Raw genomic sequence first — 14,527 nt, forward strand, 5'->3', positions numbered from 1 at the left:
ATCTGTCGAATCCTTCAGGGTTTTGCGGGCACTTCAGCGTCGAGCCGGTCGGGTGCCTGCCCGCTCTCATCGCTTTCGGGTGTGGTGGGATGCTGCATGTTCTTCATGCTATGGTTCATCGGCATCGACGGCTGGCTCACCTTGCTATCGATGACGTTCGCGGGGCTCTCGCCGCGGGTCGGGGTGCCTGTGACAGGGGCGGGTGCGACATCGTTGTCTTCGGCTGCGCCGGTCGTCCGGCGGTTGTCGTATTCCAGGCGCGCCCGGTTTTCCCGGCTCTCCACACCTGCCCCGCCCATCTTGTCGATGTGCATCATCTCATCCATGCACATCTGGCCTTCACGGGCGCACATGTTGAGCACCGAGCGGTAGAGACCTTCCTGCACCGTGGAGTAATAACGTACAGGTTCGGCCGTGCTCGGTTTCTCAAGCTTCAAGTAACTGTCCCGGTTGAGTGCCGTGCCGGTCCGTTTGACACGCGCGACCCATTGATCGAAATCACCCTGGTTCAATCCAAGGAACTTGAACCGCATCTGAGAGAAGCCGTCTCCACTATAGTTGGCAGAAAGACCATCGTAGGTGCCGGTCTCGTTGATGACGGCATGGAGTTTCGTCTGCATTCCGGGCATGGCATAGATCATCCCGGCGAGCGCCGGCACATAGAATGCATTCATGACCGATGATGCAGTTAGCTTGAAGTTGATCGGTACATCTACGGGCGCAGCAAGCTCATTAACCGTAGCAATTCCGTACTCCGGATAGAAGAACAGCCATTTCCAATCGAGTGCGACCACTTCTACGGTGATCGGCCTGATGTCGGGTGTAACAGGACGATTTGCATCGATCCTGTCGAGTGGGCGATATGGGTCAAGTCTGTGAGTGCTGATCCACGTGATAGTTCCCAGCGCAATGATGATGGCAAGCGGCGCTGACCAGATCACCATCTCGAGTTTTACGGAGTGATGCCACTCCGGGTCATATTTCGCCTTCTTGTTGGAATGGCGGTAATGCCAGGCAAAATAGAAGGTGAGAAACAGGACCGGTACGATGATGAGGAGCATCAGCACGGTTGCGATGACGATGAGATCCGCCTGCTGACGTGCAATATCGCCGGATGGCGACATTACGACCATCTTGCATCCACCGAGCGGGAGCAAAAAGGTGCCAACAGCGAGGAGAAAGAGCTTTTTTGACAAAGACACCTTCGACTCCCGATGTAAGGGATTATGAGTTCAGGATGGAATCCGGCTGCTCTTGAGAAGTCCCGATACGTAGCTCACACGCTCCGCCAGATATCGGCGAAGAATGGCTTGGGCGTAAGAGATCCATGGTCGAACTGATTCAGTAAGACGTACGTGCGCAGTGCCGAACAGATTGCCTTAGCTCAGGTATTTTGGCGGGCGCGAGATCAGATAGATCTGGCTTTCACGAAGGAGGTCCGCGGATACGGAATATCGCAGTCCTTCCGAGAATCTAAAATCATACAGCTCTGCTTGTAGAGACCGCTGCTCGCAGCGGACGTGATGGTCGGCCTCAGACAAGAGGAGTTTCCTGTTATCCACCGGTGAACCTCGTTCCTGCACGAAGGTAGCGACACCGGGCGGAACAAATGTGCGATTTTCCAACGGAGTCGAGCAGAGGCTTCCGGAGATGATCTGAATGAAGATCATCGTCAGGACAGCCACGGTCTTCCAACTGGTTAAAACGCTGCGGATCATTCGTTCCAGACAAGCAAAATGACATAAATCAACAGATGACTAGCAAAGGTCGAACTGAAACAAAAGCTGCGAATCTGGGACTGCGCCAATTTGTCCCTGATGATAAGGCGCACTCCATCACGAGCCTTACACAATTAGTTGAGACCCGACCTTAGCTGTCAGCAAGCGCTTGAACCTCAAGCTACTAGAGATCGTAGAATTGTACGGAATCAGTAATGTGGAGGATTCAAACGTGTCCTTCAAATGGGGATATGCATGCTCAAACCGCGTCTGATGAAACGTCGGTCACTCGTCGCTCTATCTGGTGGTGCATTGGCATCAGCCGTCTTTGGAAGCCCGGTTTCTACAGCGGCGGCTGTCGTCAGGCCCGCCAGTCAAATGGAACCGAGCGAACGTGAGCTTGAGGCCCGCTACGCTGCAAGGAGCGACGGCGGCTACCGGTTACCTAGAGTTCCCTTTCGAAAGATCGACCCGAGATACTATCGGCAGCGCGTTGAAAACCTCACCGGCGAGCCTGCGGGCGTTGTTTTCGTCGATGTTCGCAGCAGGTTCCTCTATCTCACTGAAGATGCTGGCACGGCAATGAGATACGGTATCGGTATCGGGCGCGTGGGCTTCACCTGGTCGGGTGAAGGAATAATCCAGTGGCGGCAGAAATGGCCCCGGTGGACACCGCCTCCGGAGATGATAGCGAGACAACCAGAGCTACAGAAATATTCATATGCGAACGGCGGCCAGGCACCCGGCCCCAATAATCCGCTTGGTGCTTGTGCTCTTTACATCTTCCAGCATGGCAAGGACACGCTTTACCGGCTTCACGGCACCACGGACTGGCGTTCAATCGGCCACGCCGTTTCGTCAGGCTGCGTTCGCCTCATCAATCAGGATGTGATGGAGCTTTATGAAACCGTCCCGTCAAAGGCCCGGATTGTCGTCATGCAACAGGGAATCCGATGAAGGCATCATTAAACAAGATCACAGCCAGAGCCGCTCTCGTCCTTCTCTGGGTTGCCGCGCTATGCTTGATCGATCTTACCACGAAGTATCTGGTTGTAACCGAATTGATGGATCCACCGAGAGTAATCCCGGTAACCCCATTCTTCAACCTGGTGCTTGCCTATAACCCGGGTGTCAGCTTCGGCCTTTTCTCCGACACGATGGGATCGGCTCCACGACTGTTCGCGCTGCTTCAGGGCGTAATCGTGATCGCGCTGGTGATCTGGGCGGTAATGGCAAAGACTGCTGCAGAGAGGGTTTCGATCACGGCGATTGCAGGAGGCGCGAGCGGCAATGTCATCGATCGCTTCTGGAACCTGAGCGTCACGGACTATCTGGATTTCCACGCCTTCGGTTGGTCATGGCCAGCCTTCAATCTGGCAGACGTATTCATCGTCTGTGGGGCCTTCCTTCTTGTCGCGATCTCGTTGCGTCCGGACCGACATGCGATTTCGTTGGCGAAGACATGATTGTCAGGCGTAGCGACACGATCGCAGTGGAACTTGATCTCAACAACTCAATCCTCATATCAAAATTCTGTGCTGGATACCCCCATCACGTCTCGATGGCGTCAGTTTCTTTTCAAACTCGAACAAACCGCAGTGGTTCGACGCTGCATGTCATGACTGGAGTATTCATATGCTGACAATCGGTGATCTATCGAAGACGACTGGGGTAAAGGTTCCGACGATCAGATATTACGAGCAGATGGGGCTTCTCTCGCATACGGAACGCTCGGAAGGAAATCAGCGACGCTATTCGAAGACGGAAGGTGAGCGGCTGTCCTTCATAAAGCACGCACGCGAGCTTGGACTGACGATCGAGGCCATCCGCGAACTCATCGATCTTAGTCAGCATCCGGAGAAACCTTGCGAGGAAGCTGACGGTATTGCCGCCAAGCAACTCGTAACCGTCCGTGAGAAGATCCAGCGCCTAAAAAAATTGGAAGCAGAACTGGAGCGGATCTCAACGCACTGCAATTCCAACCAGGTACGCGACTGCTACGTAATTCGGGCTCTTGCCAACCACTGTCTTTGCTCGACGGAACACGACTGACAGGTTGCTCGTTTCGCGCTACGTTTCGTTCATCTCGTCTGCAATCTGGGTAACTCATGACCCTTTCAACCACCGCCTACATTAGGGCTTTCCGTTGAGATGAGGCCGCTGCCGCCGGAAAGCGCTCCTATTTTCAGTATAGGAAATGAAGATAGCAGAAGGGTCTGAAGCCTTCTCGCCAGTCTCAGGAAGCTCAGGGTTTTTTCGCCCATGAGAATATACTTGGCGGCCCATCATAAATCATAATCATCTTCGCATCCTTCCGTGTCAGAGGGCGAATTTCGTTACGTTAGGACGCGACGAAATCCACAAGAAGCTTGATGTTCAGGAGGGCGATCACGATTGCAATCAGCCAAGCGAAAGCAGTCAGCCAGTAAGGAGCCGTCAGTTCCCCCATCTTCGCCCGGTCGGATGTGAACATCACAAGCGGGAACACTGCGAACGAGAGTTGAAGACTGAGCACCACCTGTGTCAGGATTAAGAGTTGCGCTGTTCCACCGTCTCCAAACAATATCGTAACCCCGGCAGCCGGAATAATGGCGATACCGCGTGTGATCAATCGTCGTAGCCAGGGCGCGAGCCTGATGTTCAAAAAGCCTTCCATGACAATCTGTCCAGCCAGTGTCGCCGTAACCGTCGAATTGATACCGCAGCATAGGAGCGCGATACCGAACAACGTTGGGGCGATTGCAAGACCGAGCAGCGGTGCAAGAAGGCTATGCGCTTCACCGAGTTCGGCCACCGTCGTCTGGCCTGTCTTGTGGAATGTGGCCGCTGCGAGGATCAGAATTGAGGCATTCACGAGCAACGCAAACATCAGGGCGATTGTCGAGTCGAGGGTGGCGAACTTGAGTGCCTCCCGCTTCTGGGGGACTGTTGTGCCGTAAGCGCGTGTCTGCACGATCCCTGAGTGGAGATACAGATTGTGCGGCATGACGGTTGCACCAAGAATCCCTAGCGCGAGGTACAGCATATCCGGGTTGGTGACGATCTCTGTGGTCGGGGCAAATCCGAGGATGACTTGTCCCCAGTCGGGATCCGCAAGCGCGATCTGGATGGTGAAGCAGACGGTAATCACACCCAGCAACGTGATTACGAGCGCTTCGACCCAACGGAAACCTAGCTTCTGGAGATACAGGATGAGGAAGACGTCCAGTGCCGTGATGACGACTCCCAGTTCCAGTGGGATGCCGAAGATCAGGTTGAGCCCGATCGCAGTGCCGATCACCTCCGCTATGTCGGTAGCGATGATCGCTATTTCTGCCAGGATCCAGAGGACGATGCCGACCGGTCGAGGGAAGGCATCGCGGCAAGCCTGCGCAAGGTCTCGCCCGGAGCCGATCGCGAGACGGGCGCAGAGCGACTGGAGCACGATCGCCATGATGTTCGACACAAGTGCTACCGTCAAAAGCGCATAGCCGAAGCGGGATCCGCCGGCGAGAGAGGTCGCCCAGTTTCCAGGATCCATATACCCGACTGCCACCAGGTAGCCTGGACCAAAGAAAGCCATGGCCCGGCGAAATGTGCCCTGCCCGGTCGCCACCGCGATGGATCGATGCACGTCAGACAGCGACGCTTCCCCTCCGGCCCGCCGCCAGCCCTTTACCGGACTGTCCATAGATTCACCTACGATTCTTGGTTTTTGCTTAGTTGCTATTGCAAATCATTCGCATGAAGTTTGAGAATTGACAAGTGCATTTTCCAAGGCGGGCGATGAACCGGGATCTGCTCGGGTCGCACCTGCTCTGATGCCGTTCAGCATCGAAATACAAGAGGAACCCAGCAAGTATCATCGCACTCAACCATATTAGCAGTCGCCTGAGGCTTCACCAGACAACTGCGGAGGGATTGTCGACCCTGAGGTTGATAGAGGTCCTGTGAAAACGCTCTAGGCCACTAATCATGGATCTTGATGGCCGGAATGATCCTCGCCCGACTCTCGTTTCGGCTTCTGCACAACGAACTCGACCTCCACTGCTCCTGCTTTCTCGAACAGGAGCGTCGCCTTGAACTTCTCACCTTCGACCGGCCGATTTATGGGCTTGACCAGCATTATGTGGGTTCCACCGGGTTGAAGCGCCAAGGTAGCACCGGGGGCAATTTCGAGGCCTTGCTTCGCCGGACGCATTTTCGCTACCCCATCCACCAGGGAGGACTCGTGGATTTCCAGTCTCTCGGCGATGTTAGTCGTGCCACCGACAAGACGGTCAGACTCCTGTCCGGTGTTGACGATCGTCACATAGCCACCCAGCACCGGAGCGACCGGAGGAGCCAGTGCCGACCAAGGGTGCCTAAGTTCCAGCTTTCCTGCCTTGAAGTCATGTGCAAACGCCGTTCCAGCAAGCAGACATGCAAAGATTGTCGCGGCGACGCGGATTGTCGAATTCGATCTCTTGTTCATTGCTTCCTCCTTCTCACTGCGACACCGTCTGACCGTCTTGGTACTGGAAAAGCTCCTTTGGATTCCAGACAGCGAGGACCCCGACCAGACTGAATACGACCGAGGTCGCTACCATCAGCAGGATCCCTCCAAATACAATTTTCCTGATCATTTTACTGCCTTCAACGTATGGGGCGCAGGAGGCGCAAGGCGTTTATCGTAACAAGCACAGTTGCACCCGTATCTGCCAGGATAGCGGGCCAGAGGCCAGTGATTCCCATAATGGTGGTGACGAGAAACACAGCCTTGAGGCCGAGCGCGATGGTGATATTCTGAAAAATGTTTCGCATCGTACGCTTCGAAAGATCGACCATGAGAGCGACATCCCCGACTCTGCCGTGGAGTACCGCGGCATCGGCGGTCTCCAGCGCGACGTCCGTGCCGCCACCCATGGCGATGCCTATATCTGCCGCAGCGAGAGCGGGAGCATCGTTGATGCCATCCCCGATCTTGCCGACCACGTAACCTTCCTGTTTGAGTTCGCCAACAATACGCTGCTTGTCCTCAGGCATCAGTTCTGCACGAACTTCAATGCCAAGCTGAGCGCCAATGGCTGATGCCGTGCGAGCGTTGTCGCCCGTAAGCATGATTGCTTTGATCCCGAGATCGGTCAGTGCCTTAAGGCCCTCGATCGCGTCCGCTCGGGGTTCGTCGCGCATGGCGATGGCACCTGCAAGTACATCGCCGATTACCAAAACGGATACAGTCTTGCCATCCTCGTTCAGAGAGGTAATCTGCAGCGAATGCGCTATCGGAATCGTCACACGCTCGGCAGCAGCCTTCGGAGATCCGAGGAAGACTTCCACGCCGTCGATGACCGCGCTAACGCCTTTGCCGCCGAGTGCCTTGGCATCGGTCGAAGCTGGAGCATCGAGCCCGTCTTCATCCGCTCTGGCGAGGATCGCGACCGCCAGCGGATGGCTTGATCCGGTTTCAAGTGCCGCAGCATAACGGAGTACCTCGGGACTACTGCGGCCGAAAGGAATAACATCCGTCACCTTGGGCTTTCCTTCGGTCAACGTCCCCGTCTTGTCGAACGCGACTGCAGTCACCCTGCCGACCCCTTCGAGAACTGCGCCGCCCTTCATGAGAAGGCCGCGCCGTGCGCCCGCCGACAGTGAAGCGGCAATGGCAGCAGGTGTCGAAATGACGAGGGCGCAAGGGCAGCCGATCAAAAGGATCGCAAGCCCCTTGTAAATCCATTCACTCCATTCGCCGCCAACAAGTAAAGGTGGGATGATGGAAACCAACGCGGCAACGACAACCACGCCCGGTGTATAGTATCTCGAAAAGCGATCGATGAACCGCTCTGTCGGAGCCTTCGATTCCTGGGCTTCCTCGACCAGGCGGACGACGCGAGCAATGGTGTTGTCTTCGGCTGCAGCGGTGACACGAACGCGCAGTGCCGCGTCGCCGTTGACGGTACCTGCGAATACGTTATCACCGATCACCTTGCGGACCGGTACGCTTTCACCCGTCACGGGTGCCTCATCGACAGAACTTTCACCTGACATTATCACGCCATCGGCCGAAATCCTGTCACCGGGGCGAACAAGTATAATTGAACCGACAGCAAGCACCTCTGCCGGAACCTCGCGGGTCTTCCCACCCTCTTCCAGCAAAGCCGTCTTGGGCACGAGGTTTGTCAGAGACTTGATACTGTCGCGAGCCTTGCCAGCCGCAACGCCCTCGAGGAGCTCACCAACAAGGAATAGAAAGACAACGGCCGCCGCCTCTTCGGTAGCGTTAATAATCAATGCGCCGACAGCGGCGATCGTCATCAGCATCTCAATGGAGAAGGGAGTGCCTGCCCTCGCAGCCATAAAAGCACGACGGGCGATGGGTATAAGGCCAACCAACATGGCGATGATGAAGGCGTAAGTATCTATGGCCGGAACCAGATTGCCGATAGCATATGCGGCAGTCAGAGATCCGCCTGCGATTATCGTCAGGCGCCCCTTGCGGCTACTCCACCACGGCCCTTCGCTTGGCCTATGATCATGACCGTGAAGACCCTCCAACTCAACGTCCGCTGACGCCTGTCCGTTGGTATGGCCAGCATCGTCTTGCGATCCTGAATAAGTAGCGGGGGACCGCTTCGCGGTAGGAATGATCGGTGCGACCGAGTATCCAAGGCCAGAAACCTGCTTCTCAATAGCTTTGAGATCAGCGAACGCGTGCTTGACCGTCATCGTCCCCGAGGTCACCGAGACACTAACATCTTCAACACCCGGAATGCGACGGACGGCAGTGTCGATCTTGCTTGCACATGAAGCACAATCCATTCCACCAACGTGGAAACGGGCCTGACCATCCGGGATCGGCCTCTGGCTTGATTGAGAGGTTGCAGAGTGATCGTGCCCACCGTTGTTCTCATGGGTATGGTCGTGGGAGTGCGTCTCGTTGCCATGCTTGTTCATGCAAGCAAAGCCATGCTCGTGGGGAGTCGTACCATGATCGTGCGCCTGCGCGTGCTCATCAGGTGAATGATCATGATCGTGGGAACAGCCTGGCCCATGGACGTGTTCTATAGCAGATGGCACCGCTTTAGACTTGGCGGGAATAAGCTTCGTCGGATATCCAAGGCCGGTGACCTTTTTTCCCATATCCTCGACATCGATTGTGTCGTCATGCTCGACTGTCATGGTCCCGGCGGAGACGGAAATCGAAACATCTTGAACGCCAGGCATGCGCCTGATCGCCGTATCGATTTTGGTTGCACACGAAGCGCAGTCCATGCCCTCGATCCGGAATCTCGTCTGAAGTGGCTCAACCATATCATGTATCCCCATATTGATACGGCAAGCTTTACGACCTCTAGCCACTAGAGACGCAATGGGAAATTTTTGCTCTTTTGCATTTCGGTGAAAACTGCTGGATTTCACGATATCCGTGACGAGTTCTCGGAAGCGAACAGATTATTGCATACTCGCTTTGATATATTATTAAAGCTAATATGTTAAACTTACCGTCTCGGCTCTTTATGCTCAATGTGGTGAAATGAATGACTTCTGTCCGCAACGGTAAGCTTGGAAAAAGTCTGCTTTTTATTTCGATTTGCAGTTTGAGCGGCGTTCTTTCTGCATTGATATTCGGAAGTAGCCTCTGGCTATTCGATATTGTTTTCCTGTTCTGGCCCTACGTCACTCTATCCGCTTTTTGCCTGCTGCTCGCGACGTTCCTTCTTGGGGAGCGACCGGCGCGGCTTTTGTGTTCCCTTGCATTTCTGGCAAGTCTGATGCCGTTCTTTATGCAGCCTCAGGCACCGCAGGGGGCTGCGGACAGGAATTTACGCGTTATCTCAGCCAACCTGCTGATGCACAATGATGCGGAACCTGGGGGTTTTCTGCGGTTTCTGACGGAGCAACAGCCAGATGTCCTCTTTCTTCAAGAGACTGAAGACCGCTGGCAGAAAGCAATCGCGGCTAGCGGCCTGTTTGGCTATCAAAGCAGTTCTAACCTGCCAGCGCGCGACGATATGAAAGTCTTTTCGCGTCTTCCTATTCTCTCGGAGGTCAGGCTTTCGTCCGCGCAGGCGTATGAGCGATATCCGATGCGCCTCGTTCTGGGGACGGAAAATGATCCGCTGATTCTTTATGCACTACATCCCGATACACCGCGTTCGCCAGCCCGCTGGAAAGGCCGAAACGCTTATCTCGACGGATTGGCGGATGCTGTCCTGTCTGAAAAAGAGGGCGCGAAGCTTATTGTTGCCGGTGACTGGAACACACCGCCGTGGTCACCCTACTTTGCGAGATTTTTTGAGAAAAGCGGATTATTCTTCGCACGTGCAAGCAATGTTCCTGTGATGACACGATTCAGCCGTCGGCTACCGTTCAGATTCGGTTCCATGATTGACCATATCGCGGTTTCGGGTGCTTTAAGACTGGCAAGTTGGCGGGTCGGCCCCGATTTTGGATCCAATCACATTCCGGTTGTTGCGGATCTGTCATTTAATTAAACTCAGGCTGGCGGTTTGTGGTTTTTGCATCGGTTCAACACGCCGGGCATATATATGCCCGGTAGAAGCCATAAAATCTGGTGTTAGCTGTCTATTGTTTGACGACGATCCGAGCCTTGTAGGGAACCCTCTCATAGAGGTCGATGACATCCTGATTGATCAGACGGACGCAGCCGGAGGAAACCGATTTGCCGATGGATGACCATTCCTTCGTGCCATGTAGACGATAGAGCGTATCCTGACTGTTCTGGAAGATATAAAGCGCGCGTGCGCCGAGCGGATTGCTTGGTCCCGGTTCCTGTCCACCGTTCTCGACCGAGTATTTTTCCAGTTCAGGTTGCCGTGCAATCATTTCTGCCGGTGGTTTCCAGCGCGGCCATTTCTGCCGCCACTGGATGATGCCTTCGCCTTGCCAGGCGAAACCGGCGCGGCCGAGACCAACACCATAACGCATGGCCGTGCCACCTGGTTCGACGACATAAAGGAACTTCGATGGCGTATCTACGACGACCGTTCCCGCAGGTTCGCCTGTCGGATCTTCGACGCGCTGACGGTAAAACTTGGGATCGATCTGCTGAAACGGTACAGCTGGCAGCTTGTGGCCGCCATCTTCGAGGGCCGCGAAGCGTGTGACCATCTCGGCTTCGCCTGGCGGACCGATCGGCCTGCGGGCAATAGCCGGTGTCGGAGCAGGCTGATTTACCGTCGCACATCCCGCCAGCATCGTGGTCAGGGAAGCGGCTCCCAGCAGAAAGCCCCGGCGTTTAAGCTGTTTATCATCGAATAGCATTCAAGTCCCCGTGATTTGCAATTTCAGTTATTGAGAGAGGGTTGTTGTTGGCGGCCACGGCAGGCCGCAAACATGTCCAGATCACGCTCGTAAACGCTGGTGGATACATTCATCATGCCGAGAAGACTGGAAAACAGGTTGTCGTGCGAAAATGTGTTTTCGCGTCTTTGTTGCTGGCAGCGGGTATCAAGCCCCATCGAGGCTGCGAACTCCGGGCTGAACCAGGTTAGCAGTGGAATGCGTGTCTGTTCGTCGGGCGCTATAAAATAGGGCGTGCCGTGCAAATAGAGGCCATTTTCCCCCAGCGATTCCCCGTGGTCGGAGACGTAGAGCATACCTGTCGCCAGCGTATCGGTCCGGGCTTTCAGGCGGTCGATGATGCCGGACAGGACGAAATCGGTGTAAAGGATGGCATTGTCATAGGCATTAACGATTTCTTGGTCCTTGCATTTCGCCAGCTCGGTGGTCGTGCACTCGGGCACGAATTTACGGAACGCTTCAGGATACCGCTTGTAATAGGCCGGGCCATGATTGCCGATTTGATGGAAGACGAGGACGCTGTCCTGCTTCACGTTTGAGAGCCACTCATCAATCTTTTCGAAAACGATCTCGTCGTCGCAGGTGCCATCGGCACAGAAGCGTGGATCGTTGGAATTGTAAATATTGACGACGCGAACCCGGTCCGCAACGCCCTTGCTGCCGGTGTTGTTTTCGATCCACGTCATGTTGATGCCTGCCCGTCTGAGAACATCGACCGCCGTTTCATTCTCTAATCCTCCGGCATGGGTGTAGCCCGAACGTTTCAGATTGGAGAACATGCACGGCAGGGAGACGTCGGTTGCCGTGCCGCAGCTGGCGACATTGGAGTAATAGGTGACGTCCTGTTTTTTCAGAAGCGGATTGGTTTCGCGTTCATAGAAACCGAGAGAGAAATTAGCACCGCGCGCCGTTTCCCCAACGACGATGACAGCAACGCGTAGCTTGCTTAAGCCGTCCCCCGGAGTAGTCACGGTTGCATCCTCACCCAGCGGCTTGACGACAACGTTTCTTTCATTTCCTGTCGCCAGAGCCACTTTGGCGATAGAGACGAGAGGTGTAACCGGATTGAGGGTTTTCGCCAGTTCACGCTTGGTCCGTATAACGGCTGAATAAGGCTTGTAGTAAAGCGCTCCGCTACCGGCGATGATTGCAATGCAGGAAGCCGTGATGCCAACATTCCACAACACGACGCGTTCGGCGGATGGAAATCTGACCCGAACCCACAAGATGAGGAGAGAGGGAATAACGGCAACGAGAAGCATGTGCCGGAAGTAACCGGCAGTCAGCAGGTCCCCGGCCTCGGCAGAGGTCGTTTCAAAAACGTTGCGCACCATATCCGTATCGATCAACACGCCGAGATTGTCGATGAACCAGGACGCGCCTCCAGCCAGCAAGACAAGCAACACAAGCACTGGCTTGAAGAGATATTTGACAGCTGAAAGAATCGTCAGGACAAAAAACAACGCAACTATGACGAGATTGAGCGCCAAGAATGCGCCCATCTCGTCCGCCAGATAACGCCCGGCCTTTTCCCAGAATGTCGCGTTTGAAAACGCCCAGAAACATAAGGCTGCCAAAAGTGCGAGCAGACGGTAGTCTAGCGACGGGCGATAAGTTTTAAAGAACCTCAATCTGGCTCCCTTGCCGCAACGTCACGAGATGAGGTGCGTTGCCTTGAATTTAAGAGTTAAGATTTAATTTCCCGCGGACTGTACAGGTCTCCAAGACCTCGAGGTCTCATGGGGATCGGCAAGCGCCGCATCCGGCCGGCTGACGGGATACTTGATGCCCGATACCGCCTCCGCCATCTTTGTCGCTCCCTGTTTCTTCAACAGTGAGCGGAAGCTCGGATGCATACCGCCATCGACATAGGCGAGGGCCGCGACGGAGGAAGAGGCCGACAAGGCCGTTTCGGCTTTCTGGCGCTCGGTATCGAGTTGCGCAACGAGACTTGCTGCATTCTGCGACACGCCTGCCGGGCAGGCGGCGAGAGGATCTCTGGGTTCCCCGCCCGTGAACTCGGTGTTGAACACGTAACGCCGGTCGCAGACGGAAACTTTCGGCTGACGGCGCGTCACCGCGAATATGTCGTACCCTTCCTTCAAGGTCCGCCAGAAGGGCATATTCGGATCGTCGCGGTGACGCGCCATGTTCTCGGCCGTCATTCGAAATGGATAGGCCTGAACCTGAAAGCGGTCCTGTCCGCTTCGCAAAGCCTCCTGCACGATCGCATAGATCTCTCCAACGCCCTGATCCGTCATGGCGTAGCAGCCGGAAGACGAGCACGCGCCATGCACCATCAGCGCATCGCCGGTATAGCCAAGCGCCGATTCCAGACGGTTCGGATAGCCGAGATTGAAAGAGACATAATATTGCGACTTAGGATTCAGCATTCCAGCGGAGACATGGTAGAAACCTTCCGGCGCCTGCCGGTCTCCGTCGCTTTTCTTGGGGCCGAGTTTGCCGGACCAGCGGCACATCGGGTAGGTCTTCAGGAGCGCATAATTGCCTGTGCGGTCGATCTTCCAGACCTCCAGCTCACTTTCCTTCTTGAAAATGCGAACCAGCACAGGGCTTGCGGGCGTCATGCCCTTTTTCGACATGTCCGCGATGACCGCGCCTGACAATTTCGGCGGCTCTGAGGAAAGCTCGGAGAGGCCCATGTCCATCGCAACACAACCCGACATGAGCATGCCGGCGAGAGCGAGCGCCGCCAGCCGCGGAAGGCGGCAGACAGCGTCGTAGCGGCGAAGACAGACACGGCTGAATTTCGATGTAGGCATGAGTGTGGCTTATTCCGCGTTCTGGCCGTCGTGATTATGACCGTCGTCACTTGCCGCCGGCAATGCGACGTCTGGTACCAGCTTTTCCACCTTGGCGCTGGACCGCAAGCCCGTGACGATCCGGCGAATTTCTGCCGTCTCTAGAGATTGACGGATTTGCGGCGCAACGGTTTCGAACGAAGGGGGAGGTGTGTTTCTCATTTCGTCCAGCCGCACAACATGGAAGCCGAACGCTGTCTCGACCGGCGTTTTTGCGAAATCGCCCGGCTTAAGCCCATCAAGTGCTGTGTTGATTTCCGCTGGCAGTGCCTGGCGGGGACGAAAACCCAGATCGCCACCCTTGCTGCCGGTGACCGTATCGGTTGAGCGGCTGGCGGCCAATGTTTTGAAGCTTTCGCCTGCGGTCAGCGCCGCGATGACTGCGGTCGCGTCCTCGCGGCTTTTCAGCAGGATATGGCTGAGTTTGATTTCCTCTGAGGGCGGAATTGCCGCGACCTGCTGATCGTAGATCTTGCGTATCGCTGCATCGGAGACGGCCTTGTCGAGCTGCTGCGATAGATAGGTCGAACGCAGTGCCTGTTCGGACAGAAAGTTCAGCTGCCGTTGATATTCCGGGTCTTTATCTATCCCTGCTTTGCGCGCGGCCTCAGCAAGCAGCTTGATGTCGACCAGCGCATCGACCACGGCAGAGGTGCGGGCTTCGGGGGATATGTTGGGAGCCGGGTCACCGAAGAGGGGTGCGGC

At 55.5% G+C, this 14,527-nt stretch carries 13 protein-coding genes; 4 read left to right on the forward strand and 9 right to left on the reverse strand.

Translation table 11 applies throughout. From position 1 onward, the window contains the following. Window positions 1–14: 14 nt before the first annotated feature. Both cyoA and OK142_RS23620 read right to left on the reverse strand, forming a co-directional pair. Window positions 15–1,133: a ubiquinol oxidase subunit II gene (cyoA, locus tag OK142_RS23615; protein WP_107341912.1), complete on the reverse strand. Its 1,119-nt coding sequence runs from the start codon at window positions 1,131–1,133 to the stop codon at window positions 15–17. Between the two features lie 246 nt (window positions 1,134–1,379). Next, entirely contained in the window at window positions 1,380–1,718 is a 339-nt protein-coding gene (locus tag OK142_RS23620) for a hypothetical protein (RefSeq protein ID WP_003501184.1), read from the reverse strand. A 255-nt stretch (window positions 1,719–1,973) separates the two neighbouring features. Here OK142_RS23620 and OK142_RS23625 point away from each other — a divergent pair, with 255 nt between their 5' ends. The 3 genes from OK142_RS23625 to OK142_RS23635 all read left to right on the forward strand — a co-directional run bounded on the left by OK142_RS23625 (window position 1,974) and on the right by OK142_RS23635 (window position 3,770). Beyond that, window positions 1,974–2,675, forward strand: coding sequence for a L,D-transpeptidase (locus tag OK142_RS23625; protein WP_003501186.1), 702 nt, complete (start codon window positions 1,974–1,976; stop codon window positions 2,673–2,675). Next, entirely contained in the window at window positions 2,672–3,184 is a 513-nt protein-coding gene (lspA, locus tag OK142_RS23630; protein ID WP_003501188.1) for a signal peptidase II, read from the forward strand. The genes OK142_RS23625 and lspA overlap by 4 nt, the downstream gene beginning before the upstream one ends. Before the next feature lie 169 nt (window positions 3,185–3,353). Continuing rightward, window positions 3,354–3,770 carry a MerR family transcriptional regulator gene (locus OK142_RS23635; protein ID WP_003501190.1) on the forward strand — a complete coding sequence of 139 codons (417 nt, stop codon included), beginning with the start codon at window positions 3,354–3,356 and terminating at the stop codon, window positions 3,768–3,770. A gap of 289 nt (window positions 3,771–4,059) precedes the next feature. Here the strand turns inward: OK142_RS23635 and OK142_RS23640 are convergent, their stop codons facing one another. The 3 genes from OK142_RS23640 to OK142_RS23650 all read right to left on the reverse strand — a co-directional run bounded on the left by OK142_RS23640 (window position 4,060) and on the right by OK142_RS23650 (window position 8,987). Further along, window positions 4,060–5,388: an Nramp family divalent metal transporter gene (locus OK142_RS23640; protein WP_003501192.1), complete on the reverse strand. Its 1,329-nt coding sequence runs from the start codon at window positions 5,386–5,388 to the stop codon at window positions 4,060–4,062. A 282-nt stretch (window positions 5,389–5,670) separates the two neighbouring features. Further along, on the reverse strand, window positions 5,671–6,171 hold the full coding sequence (locus OK142_RS23645; RefSeq protein ID WP_062428154.1) for a copper chaperone PCu(A)C: 501 nt from the start codon (window positions 6,169–6,171) through the stop codon (window positions 5,671–5,673). 161 nt (window positions 6,172–6,332) lie between these two features. Next, complete coding sequence (locus OK142_RS23650; RefSeq protein ID WP_137088042.1) at window positions 6,333–8,987, reverse strand: heavy metal translocating P-type ATPase; 2,655 nt, start codon at window positions 8,985–8,987, stop codon at window positions 6,333–6,335. Between the two features lie 227 nt (window positions 8,988–9,214). Between OK142_RS23650 and OK142_RS23655 the strand changes: the two genes are divergently transcribed. After that, window positions 9,215–10,171: an endonuclease/exonuclease/phosphatase family protein gene (locus tag OK142_RS23655; RefSeq protein WP_003501205.1), complete on the forward strand. Its 957-nt coding sequence runs from the start codon at window positions 9,215–9,217 to the stop codon at window positions 10,169–10,171. Between the two features lie 91 nt (window positions 10,172–10,262). On the opposite strand, the gene OK142_RS23660 is transcribed toward OK142_RS23655, so the two are convergent. From OK142_RS23660 to OK142_RS23675, 4 genes are all read right to left on the reverse strand, one after another. Further along, the gene (locus tag OK142_RS23660) at window positions 10,263–10,961 is read right to left on the reverse strand and encodes a L,D-transpeptidase (RefSeq protein ID WP_062428152.1); all 699 of its coding nucleotides are present in this window, start codon (window positions 10,959–10,961) and stop codon (window positions 10,263–10,265) included. 23 nt (window positions 10,962–10,984) lie between these two features. Next, a complete protein-coding gene (locus OK142_RS23665; RefSeq protein WP_498685612.1) occupies window positions 10,985–12,631 on the reverse strand; it encodes a phosphoethanolamine transferase in 1,647 nt (548 codons plus the stop codon). A gap of 63 nt (window positions 12,632–12,694) precedes the next feature. Then, window positions 12,695–13,693, reverse strand: a complete 999-nt coding sequence (locus OK142_RS23670; RefSeq protein ID WP_107341923.1) for a L,D-transpeptidase family protein — start codon at window positions 13,691–13,693, stop codon at window positions 12,695–12,697. Window positions 13,694–13,792: 99 nt separating this feature from the next. Then, window positions 13,793–14,467 carry a peptidylprolyl isomerase gene (locus tag OK142_RS23675; RefSeq protein WP_234797436.1) on the reverse strand — a complete coding sequence of 225 codons (675 nt, stop codon included), beginning with the start codon at window positions 14,465–14,467 and terminating at the stop codon, window positions 13,793–13,795. Between the last annotated feature and the right edge of the window lie 60 nt (window positions 14,468–14,527).

This window comes from Agrobacterium sp. BT-220-3, from assembly GCF_025910175.1.
Taxonomy (GTDB): Bacteria; Pseudomonadota; Alphaproteobacteria; order Rhizobiales; family Rhizobiaceae; genus Agrobacterium; species Agrobacterium oryzihabitans.

Coding starts and splice junctions, on each gene's coding strand:
- OK142_RS23625 (WP_003501186.1), top strand. CDS start 1,974: ATGCTCAAACCGCGTCTGATGAAACGTCGGTCACTCGTCGCTCTATCT.
- OK142_RS23660 (WP_062428152.1), bottom strand. CDS start 10,961: ATGCTATTCGATGATAAACAGCTTAAACGCCGGGGCTTTCTGCTGGGA.
- OK142_RS23640 (WP_003501192.1), bottom strand. CDS start 5,388: ATGGACAGTCCGGTAAAGGGCTGGCGGCGGGCCGGAGGGGAAGCGTCG.
- OK142_RS23650 (WP_137088042.1), bottom strand. CDS start 8,987: ATGGTTGAGCCACTTCAGACGAGATTCCGGATCGAGGGCATGGACTGC.
- OK142_RS23635 (WP_003501190.1), top strand. CDS start 3,354: ATGCTGACAATCGGTGATCTATCGAAGACGACTGGGGTAAAGGTTCCG.
- OK142_RS23645 (WP_062428154.1), bottom strand. CDS start 6,171: ATGAACAAGAGATCGAATTCGACAATCCGCGTCGCCGCGACAATCTTT.
- cyoA (WP_107341912.1), bottom strand. CDS start 1,133: ATGGTCGTAATGTCGCCATCCGGCGATATTGCACGTCAGCAGGCGGAT.
- OK142_RS23655 (WP_003501205.1), top strand. CDS start 9,215: ATGACTTCTGTCCGCAACGGTAAGCTTGGAAAAAGTCTGCTTTTTATT.
- lspA (WP_003501188.1), top strand. CDS start 2,672: ATGAAGGCATCATTAAACAAGATCACAGCCAGAGCCGCTCTCGTCCTT.
- OK142_RS23670 (WP_107341923.1), bottom strand. CDS start 13,693: ATGCTCATGTCGGGTTGTGTTGCGATGGACATGGGCCTCTCCGAGCTT.
- OK142_RS23620 (WP_003501184.1), bottom strand. CDS start 1,718: ATGATCCGCAGCGTTTTAACCAGTTGGAAGACCGTGGCTGTCCTGACG.